Source organism: Streptomyces sp. enrichment culture (assembly GCF_964272895.1).
In the GTDB taxonomy this organism is placed as follows: Bacteria; Actinomycetota; Actinomycetes; order Streptomycetales; family Streptomycetaceae; genus Streptomyces.
Map to the genome: position 1 here is coordinate 475,322 of NZ_OZ186832.1, position 13,869 is coordinate 489,190.

General features: G+C 73.3%; 15 protein-coding genes. 6 read left to right on the forward strand and 9 right to left on the reverse strand.

The genetic code is table 11. The annotated features are described in order from the left end of the window. The first annotated feature begins 14 nt into the window (after positions 1-14). Positions 15-794 carry an alpha/beta fold hydrolase gene (locus tag ACSU6M_RS02100; RefSeq protein WP_437066489.1) on the forward strand — a complete coding sequence of 260 codons (780 nt, stop codon included), beginning with the start codon at positions 15-17 and terminating at the stop codon, positions 792-794. A 62-nt stretch (positions 795-856) separates the two neighbouring features. Here ACSU6M_RS02100 and ACSU6M_RS02105 read toward each other — a convergent pair whose 3' ends face one another. The 5 genes from ACSU6M_RS02105 to ACSU6M_RS02125 all read right to left on the reverse strand — a co-directional run bounded on the left by ACSU6M_RS02105 (position 857) and on the right by ACSU6M_RS02125 (position 3,242). Beyond that, positions 857-1,069, reverse strand: coding sequence for a hypothetical protein (locus ACSU6M_RS02105; protein WP_437066490.1), 213 nt, complete (start codon positions 1,067-1,069; stop codon positions 857-859). Between the two features lie 184 nt (positions 1,070-1,253). Then, entirely contained in the window at positions 1,254-1,727 is a 474-nt protein-coding gene (locus ACSU6M_RS02110) for a carboxymuconolactone decarboxylase family protein (protein ID WP_437066492.1), read from the reverse strand. A 125-nt stretch (positions 1,728-1,852) separates the two neighbouring features. After that, positions 1,853-2,176 (reverse strand): hypothetical protein, encoded by a 324-nt coding sequence (locus ACSU6M_RS02115; protein WP_437066493.1) that lies wholly within the window; start codon positions 2,174-2,176, stop codon positions 1,853-1,855. A 92-nt stretch (positions 2,177-2,268) separates the two neighbouring features. Then, positions 2,269-2,592 carry a DMT family transporter gene (locus ACSU6M_RS02120; RefSeq protein WP_437066495.1) on the reverse strand — a complete coding sequence of 108 codons (324 nt, stop codon included), beginning with the start codon at positions 2,590-2,592 and terminating at the stop codon, positions 2,269-2,271. Next, entirely contained in the window at positions 2,589-3,242 is a 654-nt protein-coding gene (locus ACSU6M_RS02125; RefSeq protein ID WP_437066496.1) for an FMN-dependent NADH-azoreductase, read from the reverse strand. Before ACSU6M_RS02125 ends, ACSU6M_RS02120 begins: the two co-directional genes overlap by 4 nt. A gap of 108 nt (positions 3,243-3,350) precedes the next feature. Here ACSU6M_RS02125 and ACSU6M_RS02130 point away from each other — a divergent pair, with 108 nt between their 5' ends. The 5 genes from ACSU6M_RS02130 (at position 3,351) to ACSU6M_RS02150 (ending at position 8,660) form a co-directional block, all read left to right on the forward strand. Beyond that, positions 3,351-3,917, forward strand: coding sequence for a TetR/AcrR family transcriptional regulator (locus tag ACSU6M_RS02130; RefSeq protein ID WP_437066497.1), 567 nt, complete (start codon positions 3,351-3,353; stop codon positions 3,915-3,917). Between the two features lie 71 nt (positions 3,918-3,988). Then, on the forward strand, positions 3,989-4,543 hold the full coding sequence (locus ACSU6M_RS02135; RefSeq protein WP_437066499.1) for a YciI family protein: 555 nt from the start codon (positions 3,989-3,991) through the stop codon (positions 4,541-4,543). A 199-nt stretch (positions 4,544-4,742) separates the two neighbouring features. Beyond that, positions 4,743-6,542, forward strand: a complete 1,800-nt coding sequence (locus tag ACSU6M_RS02140) for a sigma-70 family RNA polymerase sigma factor (protein WP_437066500.1) — start codon at positions 4,743-4,745, stop codon at positions 6,540-6,542. 64 nt (positions 6,543-6,606) lie between these two features. Continuing rightward, a complete protein-coding gene (locus ACSU6M_RS02145) occupies positions 6,607-7,866 on the forward strand; it encodes a glycosyltransferase family 4 protein (protein WP_437066502.1) in 1,260 nt (419 codons plus the stop codon). Positions 7,867-7,877: 11 nt separating this feature from the next. Then, positions 7,878-8,660 (forward strand): hypothetical protein, encoded by a 783-nt coding sequence (locus ACSU6M_RS02150; RefSeq protein ID WP_437066504.1) that lies wholly within the window; start codon positions 7,878-7,880, stop codon positions 8,658-8,660. Positions 8,661-8,705: 45 nt separating this feature from the next. On the opposite strand, the gene ACSU6M_RS02155 is transcribed toward ACSU6M_RS02150, so the two are convergent. The 4 genes from ACSU6M_RS02155 to ACSU6M_RS02170 are packed head-to-tail and all read right to left on the reverse strand — an operon-like array spanning position 8,706 to position 13,853. Beyond that, positions 8,706-9,545, reverse strand: coding sequence for a carbohydrate ABC transporter permease (locus ACSU6M_RS02155; RefSeq protein WP_437066505.1), 840 nt, complete (start codon positions 9,543-9,545; stop codon positions 8,706-8,708). Continuing rightward, the gene (locus ACSU6M_RS02160; protein WP_437066507.1) at positions 9,542-10,891 is read right to left on the reverse strand and encodes an ABC transporter permease subunit; all 1,350 of its coding nucleotides are present in this window, start codon (positions 10,889-10,891) and stop codon (positions 9,542-9,544) included. Before ACSU6M_RS02160 ends, ACSU6M_RS02155 begins: the two co-directional genes overlap by 4 nt. Positions 10,892-10,896: 5 nt before the next feature. Next, positions 10,897-12,219, reverse strand: a complete 1,323-nt coding sequence (locus ACSU6M_RS02165; RefSeq protein WP_437066509.1) for an ABC transporter substrate-binding protein — start codon at positions 12,217-12,219, stop codon at positions 10,897-10,899. A 14-nt stretch (positions 12,220-12,233) separates the two neighbouring features. Continuing rightward, positions 12,234-13,853 carry a glycoside hydrolase family 13 protein gene (locus tag ACSU6M_RS02170; RefSeq protein ID WP_437066511.1) on the reverse strand — a complete coding sequence of 540 codons (1,620 nt, stop codon included), beginning with the start codon at positions 13,851-13,853 and terminating at the stop codon, positions 12,234-12,236. Between the last annotated feature and the right edge of the window lie 16 nt (positions 13,854-13,869).

Genomic DNA, 13,869 nt, shown 5'->3' on the forward strand with positions numbered 1-13,869 from the left:
GCGAGCGTGCGGTCGTGCGCGACGGTGTCCGGCTGGTCTGCCGGGACTGGGGCGGTACGGGACCGTCGGTGCTGCTGCTGCACGGGCTGGCCGGCCACGCGGGCGAGTGGGACGCGGTGGCGCGGCGGCTGAGTCCTCGCTTCCGTGTGGTGGCGCTCGACCAGCGGGGGCACGGTGCCTCCGAGCGGCTCCCCGAGGACGTGTCGCGTGCCGCGTACGTGGCGGACGTCGTCGCCGTCGCCGGAGAACTGGGGCTCGGGGCGCCCGTCGTGGTCGGCCAGTCGCTGGGCGGGCACACCGCGTTCCTCACCGCGGCGGCGCATCCGGAGGCGGTGCGCGCAGTGGTGCTCGTCGACGCCGGTGCGGGTGGGCCGAGCCCCGCGGTGCCGGAGGAGATCGGGCGGTGGCTCGACTCCTGGCCGGTGCCGTTCGCCTCGCGCGACGCGGCGGTGCGGTTCTTCGGGGGCGGAGCCGTCGGCGAGGGATGGGCGGACGGGCTCCGGGAGGGGGACGGAGGCTGGTGGCCGCGGTTCGACCGGGGGGTGATGGTCCGTTCGCTGGCCGAGTGCGCCGAGCGGTCCTTCCTCGGGGAGTGGCGCACCGTGGTCTGCCCCACGCTCGTGGTGCTGGCGCGCTCGAGTCTCGTCGCGCCGGGGGAGTTCGAGGCGATGCTGCGGCTGCGGCCGTCGGTGACCTCCGTCAGCGTGCCGGACACCGGGCACGACGTGCATCTGCAACGGCCCGCAGTCGTGGCCGAGTTGGTCGCGGACTTCATGGACGGCCTCGCCCCGTGAGGGTACGGGGGCGCCGCCGGCCGGCCTGGGCGGCCGGCCACGGGGCGTCCTCGCCGGCGGGCTCACGGTCCGGTCGGCGCGCCCGTCTGCCAGTGGTCGGCCGGCCGGCCCTGCTGGCCCGGATGACCGGGGTGACCGGCGGGCGGGCCGGGGGGCGCGGGCGGTATCACGCGGGCCAACTCGCGGCGCAGCCGGTCGGCTTCACCGCTGACCTGGGCGGGAATGTCGCCCCGTTCGGCCACCAGGCGGCTGTAGATGGGAGTTTCCAGGAACACGGTGATTTCTGCCTGCTCTCTCGGGTCATCGGATCCAGTGGGGTCGGACGGCGTGCAGGACAGCCTACGAACCACCACTGACATCACCGGGTCCCCCGGCGTCAGATACTGCCAGGCCGCCGCGCGAGGAGTGGCGCCGGGAGGGGATCTCGGCGCCCTCTCCCGCGGCGGCGGCAGGCCCGGCTCAGCCGAACTGGCCGGGCTGGTAGTCGCCCGCGGGCTGCCGGACGATCACATTCACCCGGTTGTAGGCGTTGATGAGCGCGATCAGCGACACCAGGGCGGCCAGCTGGTCCTCGTCGAAGTGCTTGGCCGCCGCCTCCCACGCCTCGTCGCGGACACCACCGGCCGCGTCCGCGATCCGGGTGCCCTGCTCGGTCAGCTCCAGTGCGGCACGCTCGGCCTCCGTGAACACCGTCGCCTCCCGCCAGGCGGCGATCAGGTTCAGACGCGTCTGCGTCTCACCGGCGTGCGCGGCGTCCTTGGTGTGCATGTCCGTGCAGAAACCGCAGCCGTTGAGCTGGCTGGCACGTATCTTGACCAGCTCCTGCACCGCGGCCGGCAGCGCCGAGTCCGACACGGCCTTGCCCGCCGAGTTGATGTACTTCAGGAACTTCTGCGCGACCGGGTTGCCGTAGTAGGGGAAACGGGCGTTCATGGCGATCTCCTTGCCTCGTCGGCTGCTTCACCCCACTGACGCACCGCACCCGACCGATGTGACCGCCCGATGATGTGAGCTGGGTCACCCGGCGGGCCCGGTGTGCCGCGCAGCCGCCCCCGCGCTCACTCCGCCGCGCGGACGGCCGCCCCGGCGGAGCCGATGGCCAGATCGACCAGGACGGCCCCGCCCTCCCAGCGGCCTCGTTCGGCGATCGCCAGCCCGATCAGCGCGAGCTCCGCCGCATGGTCGCGCAGCCGCCGCCGGGCGGCGGTCTCCGCACCCGGCGCTTCCCGTTCGTCCCGCTGCCAGGCGGCGACCGCGGCGTCCGCGAGGTCCTTCGGCAGCCGCACGGTGACTCGGGCGTGCTGCGCCTCGACGCGCGCCCCGATCGCCGCGAGCACCGCGGCGTCGTCGCGGTACCGGTCGTACGGCGAAAGGTCGTTCACGCGTCGAGGGTAGCCGCGCGACGGAAGGCGGCGCCCTCCCGCCTGCGGGCGTGTCGAGGCACGTAGACGGCGCGGGCGGAGGCCGAGCGCGCTCAGCCCTGCGGCCCCGTCACCCGCGACAGGGCGACCCCGCCGACGATCAGGGCGAGGGCGACGACCCGACCGACGGTCACCGGGTCCTTGTGCACGACGACGCCCAGTGTGATCGCGCCGATCGCACCGATCCCGGTGAAGACGGCGTAGGCGGTGCCGACCGGCAGACCCTTCATCGCCAGGGACAGCAGATAGACGGCGACGGCGGCGAGCGCGAAGCACAGCAGGGTGGGCAGCGGGCGGGTGAAGCCGGCCGTGGGCTTGATGCTCTGCGACCAGGCGACCTCCACCAGGCCCGCGGCGAGCAGCAGCAGCCAGCTCACAGTGTCTCCCCCGTCGTGCGCGCGGCCCGGAGCGCGGCCGCGCGGGAGGCGTCATGGTCCCCGCGCCGGCCGGCGAGGGCGGGATCGGTACGGGAGTTGACGAGTTCGGTGCCGAGGAAGGTCATGTCCTCCTCCGGGACGGCGAAGTGCCCGGCGAAGAAGTCCCGCAGATAGCGCTCCTGGTGGTCGTACGGGTGGCGGGGCGTGCCCGGCCCGTAGGCCCCGCCACGGGCGTACGTCACCACGAAGCGGCGTCCGGCCAGCGACATCCGGGGGAAGGTCACCTGGTCGATCCATGCCTTCAGCGAGGCCGGGACCGAGTAGTTGTACATGGGCGTGGCGATCAGCACGGCGTCGGCGGCGAGGAGTTCGGACAGCAGTGGCTCGACGACGGCCCATGCCTCGGCCTGCGCGGGCGTGCGCACCGCCTCCGGGTAGCGGGCCGGGTCGGTGAGCCCGTGCTCCAGGACGTGGTCGCACAGTTCGGTCCACGCCTCCCCGATCTGGGGGACCGGGGTGCGGGCGAGGTCGCGGTGCAGGTACGTGCCGTCGGGGTGGCGGGCACGCCAGGCGGCGGCGACGGCGTCACCGGCCTCACGACTGAAGGACGTACGGCGGGCGCTGGCGTCGATGTGCAGCAGCGTGGGCATGACGGGATCCCCCTTGGTGACGGGACATCAAGCGGACAGGGCGTCCAGTTATACCGGACGGACACCACAACCGGACAGCCCGTCCGCTTATTCCGCTAGGCTGGACCCATGGAGACGAGGGAACGCGCGGACGCCGCCCGCAACCGCGCCAAGGTGCTGGCCGCCGCGGCCGAGCTGTTCGCCGCCGGCGATCCGCGGTCGGTCACGATGGAGGACATCGCCCGCGCGGCCGGGATCGGCCGGGGCACGCTCTACCGGCGCTACCCGGACGTCACCTCCATCGCCGCGGCGCTCCTGGACGAGCACGAACGCCGGTTGCAGGAACGGCTGTTGCGCGGCGCTCCCCCACTGGGCCCCGGAGCGCCGCCGGGCGAGCGGCTGGCCGCGTTCTTCGCCGCCATGGTCGATCTGCTGGACGGGCACAGCCATCTGGTGCTGGGCGCCGAGACCGGCACGAAGCGGTTCACCGTCGGCGCGTACGGCTTCTGGCGCGCCCATGTCCTCGCCCTCCTGCGCGAGGCCGGCACCCCCGACCCCGAGGCCCTCGCCGACACCCTCCTCGCCGGCCTCGCCCCCGAGGTCTTCCTCCACCAGCGCGCTCACGGCGTGACCCCGGACCGGCTCACGTCGTCCCTGTCCCGGCTGGCGCGGGCGGTGACGGCACCCGGACCCTGAGACGCCGCCCGTGCGCAGCGGCGGCCCGAATCTCCGTTGAGACCCGCGCGCGGCTCGGCCAGGGTCTGCGCATGGACTTCTTCTGCTTCCACCGCGACCGGCCCGGCTCCCTGCCCCTGCGCAAGGCACTGCTGGAGGAACACTGGTCCTACATGGACCGCTACGCCGAGGGGATGATCGCCCGCGGTCCGGTCTTCGCGGGCGACGGCGACGACGACCCGCTCCTCGGCAGCGTGCACATCCTCGATCTGCCGGATCCCGCCGCCGCCCGGGCGTTCGCGTTCGACGAGCCCACCTATCAGGCCGGCGGCTACCGGGACGTACTGCTGCGCCGGTGGCACGACCTCCTGGGCCGCACGATGTGGCAGTACCCCAGCGGCCGCACGGGCGGCAACCGGTACCTGGTGCTCGGGCTCGGCGAGGGCGAGGCCGCCGATCTCGCCGTGGCGGCGGACCGCGACGAGCTGATCGCCCACGGGTCGCTGCTGTCCGACGACGGCACGGCATGGCTCGGCACGGCGGCACTGCTGCGGGCCCCGGACCCGGACGCGGCCCGCGCCGTCCTCACGGCCGACCGCTATGCCTCGGTCGAGGTGTACGCCTGGGAGTTCGGCGGCCGGCGGTAGCACGGCGGCCGGCCGCGGACGACGGGAGGCCGGTCACCGGCGCGGAGAGGCCGGCCCGTCGCGGACGACGGGAGAAGATTCACTCTCTTCCTCGAAAGATTGTGTTATTCGCGTGATGGCCGCAGGGTCTCCCATGTGACGGACCGCGTGCGGTGTGCACCACCACGCGGGCAGGAGCGAGGAAGAGAGTGGTCGTAGCGTGAGCAGCCGAGGCGAAGCGGCGCTGGTGAAGGCGGCGCAGCAGGGGGACGGACGGGCCCGGCAGGAGCTGGTCGCCGCCTACCTGCCGCTGGTCTACAACATCGTCGGCCGGGCCCTGGACGGGCACGCCGACGTCGACGACGTGGTGCAGGAGACGATGATCCGCGCCCTGGGCGGGCTCGGTTCCCTGCGCGACCCGGAGGGCTTCCGCTCCTGGCTGGTGGCCATCGCCATGAACCGCGTCCGCAGCCACCGCCAGGACCACCGTGCCGCCCCGGCCGCGGGCTCCCTGCACGAGGCGTACGACGTGCCGGACCCCGGCGCCGACTTCGTCGGGCTCACCATTCTGCGGCTCGGTCTGTCCGGGCAGCGGCGGGAGGTCGCGGAGGCCGCCCGCTGGCTGGACCCCGAGGACCGGGACCTGCTGTCGCTGTGGTGGCTGGAGGCCGCCGGGCGGCTGACCCGTGCCGAGGTCGCGGCGGCGATGGAGCTCACGCCGCAGCACACCGCCGTGCGGGTGCAGCGGATGAAGGAGCGGCTGGAGGCGGCGCGGGTGGTGGTGCGCGCGCTGTCGGCCGTGCCGCGCTGTGTGCTCCTCGACGACCTGGTGACCTCCTGGGACGGGGCTCCGTCGGCGCTGTGGCGCAAGCGGCTCGCCCGGCACACCCGTGACTGCACGGTCTGCGGCGGCCTCGGCGCGGGCCTCGCCCCGGCCGAGGGCCTGCTCGTGGGCCTGGCCCTCGTCCCGCTGGGCGCCGGGCTCGCCGCCGTGCCGCCGCGGGAGTACGTGGCACTGGCCGCGGACGCGCGAGCGGCCGGGGGGTACGGCGAGAGCGGGGCGTACGGCGAAGGCGGGGTGTACGGCGAGGCCGGGGATCAGGCCGTCACCACGGCCTACGGCGAGGCCGGGGATCCCGCTGCCACCGCGACATACGGCGAGGCCGGGCACCCCACCGCCACCACGCCGTACGGCGATCCGCTCACCGCCCCGCAGGGCACCCCCGCCGGTCCCCCGCCCGCCCCCGACGGCGGCCGGCTCCAGCAGCGTCAGGAGCGGCGCCGAACGCGCCGGCGCCGGGTCGCGGTGGCCGCCGTGGCCGCGCTGGTGGCGGGCGGTGGCACCGCCGCACTGCTGCTCCCGGGCGACGGGGACGACACCCGGCGTCCCCCGGCCGCGCTCGAGACCCCCGGCGCCGACACCGCCATGTCCGCCCCCGAGCCCGCCCGGACCAGCCCGACCGCCTCCCCCTCGGCCTCCCCCAGCCCGTCGCCGACCCGCAGCGCCTCGCCGTCGCCGAGCACGAAGGCACCGACCCGCAAGGCCAGGCCGACGCCCACTCCCACGCCCACCCCCAGCCGCACCACCGCCCGCCCCACCCCTCCCCCCGCCGCACCCGAACCGCAGGCGCCCGCCGGCACCTTCGCCGCTCAGGTGCTGGAGCTGGTCAACGCCGAACGGGCGAAGGCCGGTTGCTCACCGGTGCGGCAGAACTCCACGCTGGACGTCGCCGCGCAGCGCCACTCCGACGACATGGCGGCCCGCGGCTTCTTCGACCACACCAACCCCGACGGCGAGGACCCCGGAGACCGCATCACCGCGGCCGGCTACCGGTGGAGCACCTACGCGGAGAACATAGCCCGCGGCCAGCAGACGGCCGCCGAGGTCATGCAGTCCTGGATGAACAGCCCCGGTCACCGCGCCAACATCCTCAACTGCTCGGTGAAGGAGACGGGTCTCGGCGTCCACGAGGGCGCGGGCGGCCCCTGGTGGACACAGGTGTTCGGCAGCTCACTGTGAGCGACACGGCCACGATGCGGTAACAGCGCACAACCGAGTGCGGCGGGCGGCAGTCTTGTCCGCCATGAAGATCTCGTTTCTCCTGCACAACGCCTACGGCATCGGGGGCACGATCACCACGACGTTCAACCTGGCCCAGGCACTGGCCGACCGGCACGACGTGGAGATCGTCTCCGTGCTGCGGCACCGCGAGCGCCCCAACTTCGCGCTGGACCCGCGGGTCTCCCTGCGTCCGCTGGTCGACCTGCGGAAGGAGAGAGACGATCCGGAGCACCGGAGACCGGCGAGAGTCTTCCCCGCGGCCGAGTACCGCTACGGGCAGTACAGCGAGCTGACGGACCGTCGGATCGCCGCGGCCCTGGCGGAGACGGACGCCGACGTGCTGATCGGCACCCGTCCCGGCCTCAATGTGCACCTCGCGCTCCAGGGCCCGGAGCGCAGCCTGCGGGTGGGCCAGGAGCATCTGACCCTGGACAACCATCCGCCCGCGCTGCGCACCGCCCTGCGCCGGGCCTACCGCCGCCTGGACGTGCTCACCACCGTCACGGAGGCGGACGCCGCCGCCTACCGGCGCAAGATGCGGCTGCCCGGCGTGCGCGTGGCCGCCCTGCCCAACAGCGTCCCCGACCCCCGGCTGCCCGTCGCCGACGGCGACGCGAAGCTGGTGATCGCGGCCGGCCGGCTGGTGCCGGTCAAGCGCTACGACCTGCTGATCGAGGCGTTCGCGCAGGTCGCGGCCCGGCGCCCGGACTGGCGGCTGCGTATCTACGGCAAGGGCGACGAGGAGCCCCGGCTGCGGCGGCTGATCGAGGAGCTGGGGCTGTACGAGAACGTCCAGCTGATGGGCGCGGCCGCCCCGATGGAGGCGGAGTGGGTGAAGGGCTCGATCGGCGTGGCCACCTCCGACTTCGAGCCGTTCGGGATGACCATCGTGGAGGCCATGCGCTGCGGGCTGCCGGTGGTGAGCACCGACTGCCCCTTCGGTCCGGGCGAGATCATCCGTGACGGGGCCGACGGCCGGCTGGTGCCGGTGGGTGACCGCGACGCGCTGGCCGGCGCGCTCCTCGACCTGATCGGCGACGACGAGCTGCGCCGGCGGATGGGCCGCACCGCCGTGGAGAACGCCCACCGGTTCGCGCCCGGGCCGGTGGTGGCCCAGGCGGAGCGGCTGTTCGAGGACGCGCTCGCGGCGCGGGCCGGAGCACGCGGGAGGGACGGCGGCGGACTGGGCCGGGTCCTGGTCAGTCAGGGATTCGCCGTACGGGACGTCGCGTACGGCGCCGCGGGCCGGGCCCGCCGGATGGTGCGCAGGGGGCAGCGATGAGCGGGGACCACATGACCGAGCCCAAGGCCGACTGCACGGTCGACGCCGAGGGGCGGATCGGCTTCGCCGTCACGGCGCCGCCCGCCGAGGAGCCCCGGCTGCTGCTGCGGCTGCGCCCGAAGAAGGGGGAGCCCGAGAAGACCGTACGCCTGCTGGAGCTGGAGGCGGCCGGGGACGGCCGGCTGACCGCCGTGCTGGAGCCGGCGCCCGCGCTGGAGGGCGGGCGCTGGGACCTGTATCTGGTCGCCGGACCGCAGGCGCCGCGGCAGCGGCTGCGGCACGGGCTGCGGGATCTGCGCGCCCTGGTGGACGGGCACACGCGGGACAGGCCCTCCCCGGTGGCCGTGCGGGTGCCGTACGCCACCACGGACGGGTTCCTCGCGCTGCGGACCTGGCTGCGCACCGCGCACGCGGAGGCGGAGCGGGTCGAGGTGACGGAGCGGGCGACACGGGTGGCCGCGCGGCTGCACGGGGCGGCGCTCGCCGAGGGGGCGGCCGTGGTGGTGCGGCTGCGGGGCGGGGACCGCACCGAGCGGACGGCCGGGGTCCAGGTGGCGGCCGACGGACGGGGGTTCGCGTTCGCGGTGGAGCATGCGGAGCTCGCCGCCGGACCGGGTCTGTGGGATGTGTTCGTGCGCCCCGCGGAACAGGGCTCCCTGGTGCGTGTCGGCCGGCTGCTGGACGACATCGCCGGGCGCAGGGACGTGGTCGAGTACCCGGCCTCCCCGGTCGGTGACGTCCTGGTCCGGCCGTACTACACGATGGACAACGACCTGGCGTTCCAGGTCCGTTGACGGCGGTGGCCGGCCCCGCTCGTGCGGGGCCGGCCGTCCGGTGGCCTACTTCACCGAACCGGCCATCACCCCCTGCACGAAGTGCCGCTGGAAGGCGAAGAACACCGCCACCGGGACCACCAGGGACAGGAACGCGCCGGGTGCCAGGACGTCGATGTTGCTGCCGAACTGGCGGATCTGCGACTGGAGTTCCACGGTGAGCGGCTGCGAGGCGCTGTCGGCGAACAGCAGGGCGACCAGCATGTCGTTCCACACCCACAGGAACTGGAAGATGGCGAGGCTGGCGATGGCCGGCCGGCCCACCGGCAGCACCAGGCGGGTGAAGATCCGCCACTCGGTGCCGCCGTCCATCCGGGCGGCCTCCAGCATCTCCTTGGGGATCTCGGCGAAGTAGTTGCGCAGCAGGAACACCGCGAACGGCAGCCCGTAGGCCACGTGGAACAGCACCACGCCGGGGATCGTGCCGAACAGGCCCAGCTGGCCGAAGAGTTTGGCCACCGGCAGCAGTCCGATCTGCACCGGCACCACCAGCAGGGCGACCACCACCAGGAAGACGGCGTCGCGGCCGGGGAACTCCAGCCAGGCGAAGGCGTAGCCGGCGAGCGCGGCGACGACGACCACGAGCAGGGTCGTCGGGACCGAGATCAGCACGGTGTTCCAGAACGCCTGGGTGATGCCCGAGTTCTCCAGCAGGGCCGAGTAGTTGTCGAAGGACAGCTGGCCGGGGCTGGTGAACACGGTCCACCAGCCGCCCCTGGCGGTGTCCTCGGCGGACCGCAGCGAGGAGAAGAGCAGTCCGGCGAGCGGGGTCATCCAGACCAGGCCGACGATCAGCAGGAAGACCTGGACGGCTCCCTTGCCGAGGTGGCGTCGGACGGCGTTCATCGCTGGCTCCTTCGGAAGCGGCGGACGTTGAAGACCATCGCGGGGACCACCAGCAGCAGGAGCAGCACCCCGAGCGCGCTGCCGAGGCCCTGGTCGTTGCCGCCGCCGAACGACACCAGCCACATCTGTGTGGCGAGCACGGTGGCGTCCTGCTGCACCGGGCCGGGCGCGATGATGTAGACGAGGTCGAACACCTTCATCACATTGATCACGAGCGTGACGAACACGACCGTCAGCACCGGGGCCAGCAGCGGCACGGTGATGCGCCGGAAGATCTGCCACTCGTTGGCCCCGTCGATCCGCGCGGCCTCCAGCGCGTCCCGCGGCAGCGTGGACAGGCCGGCGCCGATCAGTACCATCGCGAAGCCGGTCCAGATCCACAGGTACGCGCCGATGATCGCCGGGGTGACGAGCGCGGGCCCGAGCCAGGAGACGCCCTCGTACGGCGGGGCGAAGTTCGAGGCGGGCAGCCGCACGGTGTACGCCCCGTCGGCGAGCCCGTCGAAGCGGAAGGTGCCGTCGGCGGCGGTGGTCGTCGAGGCGACCGTCTCGCCGTCGCGCACGGCCTCGACCCGCATCTCGGGCAGCCCGCTCTCCTCGGCGTCGACCTCTCCCTGCACGCCTCCCCCGCCGGGGGTGAAGTCGAGGTAGACGACACCGCGCAGTTCGCCGGGTGCGGACGCGGCGGGCCGGGCCCGTTCGGCCCCCTCGGGGAGGTCCTTGGGCTGGATGCCGACCAGTCCGAGGGTCAGGGTGTCACCGGGCCGGACGCTCGCGGTGGTGCGGTAGGCGCCGCCGTCGGTCTCGGTGAGCCCCTGTCCTTCGCGGGCGCGGGCAGTCGGGTAGGAGGAGGTGCCGGTGAAGGCGTCGTGGACGGCGACGACGGCGGCGTTCAGGACGCCCTTGTCCGGGTCCTCGTCGTAGGCGAGGCGGAAGATGATGCCGGCCGCCAGGAAGGACACGGCCATCGGCATGAACAGCAGCAGTTTGAAGGCGGTGGCCCAGCGGATCTTCTCCACCAGCACGGCGAGGATCAGCCCTAGGCCGGTCAGCAGGGCGGGGGCGACGACGACCCAGATCGCGGTGTTGCGTACGGCCCGCAGGGTGGCCGGGTCGCGGAACATCTCGGCGTAGTTCTCGCCGCCGACGAACTTCGTGCCGGAGGCGTCGAAGAAGCTGCGGCCGACGGAGAAGAGGACGGGGTAGACGACCAGCGCGCCCAGCAGGAGCAGCGCGGGCAGGACGAAGAGCAGGGCGACGGCCCGGCCGCGCCGCCGCGGGCGCCGGGCGGACCCGGCACCTGCGGCGGACGGGGGGCTCGTCTCTTTCACGAGCGTGGCGGTCATGACCGTCAGCCCTTGTATGCCTTGGCCGCGGCGGCTTCGAGCTGCTCGGCCGTCCTCTTCGGGTTCGACGGGTCGCGCAGGAAGTCCTGGAGGATCTTCCACTCGCCGGCGCCCTTGGTGCCGCCGAAGGCCGCGGGTGCCTGGTCGGACATGTCGAAGCGGACCGAATCGCCCGCCGACGTCAGGGACTTGGCGGTGGCACGGGTGGTCACGTCGCGGTAGGCGTTGGGGTCGAGCTTCTTGTTCGGCGACAGAAAACCGCCGGCCTCTGCCCAGACGGCCGCGGCTTCGGGGGTGGCGAGGTACTCCACGAACGCCATGGCGGCGTCGGCGTTGCGGCCGTCCTTGAGCACCACGGCGGCGTCTCCGCCGCTGACCACGGGTGCGGTGCCGCCGTCGACCGCGGGAAACGGATAGAACTGGGCGTCCTCGCCGATGGTCCGGCCGAACTGGTCCTGGGCGACGCCGCCGACGAAGTCGCCCTCGTACACCATGGCGGCCTCGGGCTCGGGTCCGAACACCTTCTCCACCGAGCCGGGGAAGTCGGTGTTCAGGGCGCCCTTGCGGCCGCCTTCGATCAGCTGCTCGTCCTTGAACAGCTCGCCGAGCGTGGTGAGCGCCTTCACCACCGACGGGTCCGTCCACTTGAGTTCGTGGGCGGCCAGGGCGTCGTACTTCTCCGGACCGGCCTGCGAGAGGTAGACGTTCTCGAACCAGTCGGTGAGGGTCCAGCCGTCCTGGCCCGCGACGGAGAACGCGGCGAGCCCGGAGTCGGCGAGAGTCCGGCCGGCCTGGAGCATCTCCTTCCAGGTGGAGGGCCGGCCGACGCCGGCCTGGGCGAGGGCGTCGGGGCTGTACCAGACCGTCGACTTGTGGGCGGCCTTGAAGTAGAGGCCGTAGAGCTTGCCGTCGACGCTGCCGTAGTCCTTCCACACGGGCGCGAAGTTGGCGTCCACGGTCTTCTCGGCGGCCGGCGACAGCGGCTTGAGCCAGCCGTTCTGCGCGAACTGCTTCAGGACACCGACCTGGGGGACCATCACCACGTCGGGGGCGTTGCCGCCCTCGATCTTGCTGCCGACGACGGTGGAGACGTTGTCGCCGGTGGAGACGAACTGCGTCTTGGCGCCGGTCTTCTCGGCGAAGGCGTCCAGCACCTTCTGGAAGTTCTGCTGCTCGCTGCCGGTCCACACGCCGGCGACGGTGAGGGTCTGGCCGCTGAGCGCCTTGTCACCGCCGCCGGCCGAGACGTCGCCGCCGCCGCAGGCGGTGGCGCCGAGGGCGAGCACGAGGGCGGTGCAGCCGAGCAGGGTGGTACGTCGTCGCATCATCGTTGATGTCCCTTTCAGTCGGTGGTGAAGGAGTCGTCGATCCACCAGGCCGCCGTCGAGCCGGGGAGCATCCCGGGCGGGCAGGGGCCACTGGCGAGCAGCGGGGTGCCGGAGACCGGCGCGCTGACGGAGGCGGTGCCGAAGTTGACCGCGCAGACCAGGTCGTCGCGGGCGAAGGCGAGCACACCGGGCGGGGTGTCCAGCCAGCGCAGCGTTCCCTCGCCCAACTGGGGCAGCGCGGCGCGCAGTTGGAGGCCGTCGCGGTACAGGTGCCAGAAGGAGCGGGTGTCGGCGAGGGCGCGGTCGGTGGCGTACTCGGCGAAGTACTCCGGCTGGGGAAGCCAGGGCTTGGCGCTCTCGGCGCCGGAGGTGAAGCCGAACGGGGACGCCTGTCCCGACCAGGGCAGCGGCACCCGGCAGCCGTCGCGGATGCGGGCGCGGTCGCCGGTGCGGCGGAAGATCGGGTCGGTGAGGACGTCGTCGGGCAGGTCGACGACCTCGGGCAGGCCCAGTTCCTCGCCCTGGTAGATGTACGCGGCTCCGGGCAGCGCCAGCATCAGCAGCGCCGCGGCGCGGGCGCGGGCGGCGCCGAGGCCGCTGCCCTCGGTGGCGGGTTCGCCGTAGCGGGTGACGGTGCGGACCTGGTCGTGGTTGTTGAGGACCCAGGTGACCGTGGAGCCGGTGCCGGCGATGTCCTGCATGGCCTCGGAGATGACCTTGCGGAAGGCGTCCGGGTCCCAGGGGGCGCTCAGCAGGTCGAAGAAGAACGCCTGGTGCAGCTCGTCGGGGCGGACGTACTGGGCGTGTTCGCGGGCGGTGGGGACGGACACCTCGCCGACGAGGAGGCGTTCGCGGCCGTCGCGCTCGCGGTACTCCTCGCACAGGGACCGCCAGTGCCGCCACACCTCGTGGACCTCGGGCTGGTTCCAGGCGAGCGGGTTGACCGAGTCGCGGGTGCGGGCGTCGGCCTCGGGGTCGTCGGAGTCCGGCAGGTCGGGGTGCTTGTAGAGGCCGGCGGCCACGTCGATGCGGAAGCCGTCGACGCCCCGGTCGAGCCAGAAGCGCAGGATGCGGTCGAACTCGGCGTGGATCTCGGGGTTGCGCCAGTTCCAGTCGGGCTGCTCGGGCGTGAACATGTGCAGGTACCACTGGCCGTCCTCGACCCGGGTCCAGGCCGGGCCGCCGAACATGGCGTGCCAGTTGTTGGGCGGCTCGGCGCCGCCAGGGCCGCGGCCGTCGGCGAAGTGGAAGCGGGCGCGCTGCGGGCTGCCCGGCGCCGCGGCGAGGGCCTCGCGGAACCACGGGTGCTCGTGGGAGCAGTGGTTGGGGACGATGTCCAGCAGCACCTTGATGCCGAGGCTGCGGGCGGCGTGGACGAGCCGGTCGAACTCGGCGAGGTCGCCGAAGAGCGGGTCGACGTCGCAGTAGTCGGCCACGTCGTAGCCGTGGTCGTGCTGCGGCGAGGGATAGAAGGGGCTCAGCCAGATCCCGTCGACGCCCAGTTTCTTCAGGTACGGCAGCCCTGCCCGGACCCCGGCGAGATCGCCGACGCCGTCTCCGGTGCTGTCCAGAAAGCTGCGGACGTAGACCTGGTAGATCACCGCGTCACGCCACCAGCGGTACTTACTCAACATGTATGCATGTTAGGTA

Coding starts and splice junctions, on each gene's coding strand:
- ACSU6M_RS02110 (WP_437066492.1), bottom strand. CDS start 1,727: ATGAACGCCCGTTTCCCCTACTACGGCAACCCGGTCGCGCAGAAGTTC.
- ACSU6M_RS02125 (WP_437066496.1), bottom strand. CDS start 3,242: ATGCCCACGCTGCTGCACATCGACGCCAGCGCCCGCCGTACGTCCTTC.
- ACSU6M_RS02130 (WP_437066497.1), top strand. CDS start 3,351: ATGGAGACGAGGGAACGCGCGGACGCCGCCCGCAACCGCGCCAAGGTG.
- ACSU6M_RS02135 (WP_437066499.1), top strand. CDS start 3,989: ATGGACTTCTTCTGCTTCCACCGCGACCGGCCCGGCTCCCTGCCCCTG.
- ACSU6M_RS02145 (WP_437066502.1), top strand. CDS start 6,607: ATGAAGATCTCGTTTCTCCTGCACAACGCCTACGGCATCGGGGGCACG.
- ACSU6M_RS02150 (WP_437066504.1), top strand. CDS start 7,878: ATGACCGAGCCCAAGGCCGACTGCACGGTCGACGCCGAGGGGCGGATC.
- ACSU6M_RS02155 (WP_437066505.1), bottom strand. CDS start 9,545: ATGAACGCCGTCCGACGCCACCTCGGCAAGGGAGCCGTCCAGGTCTTC.
- ACSU6M_RS02160 (WP_437066507.1), bottom strand. CDS start 10,891: ATGACCGCCACGCTCGTGAAAGAGACGAGCCCCCCGTCCGCCGCAGGT.
- ACSU6M_RS02165 (WP_437066509.1), bottom strand. CDS start 12,219: ATGATGCGACGACGTACCACCCTGCTCGGCTGCACCGCCCTCGTGCTC.
- ACSU6M_RS02170 (WP_437066511.1), bottom strand. CDS start 13,853: ATGTTGAGTAAGTACCGCTGGTGGCGTGACGCGGTGATCTACCAGGTC.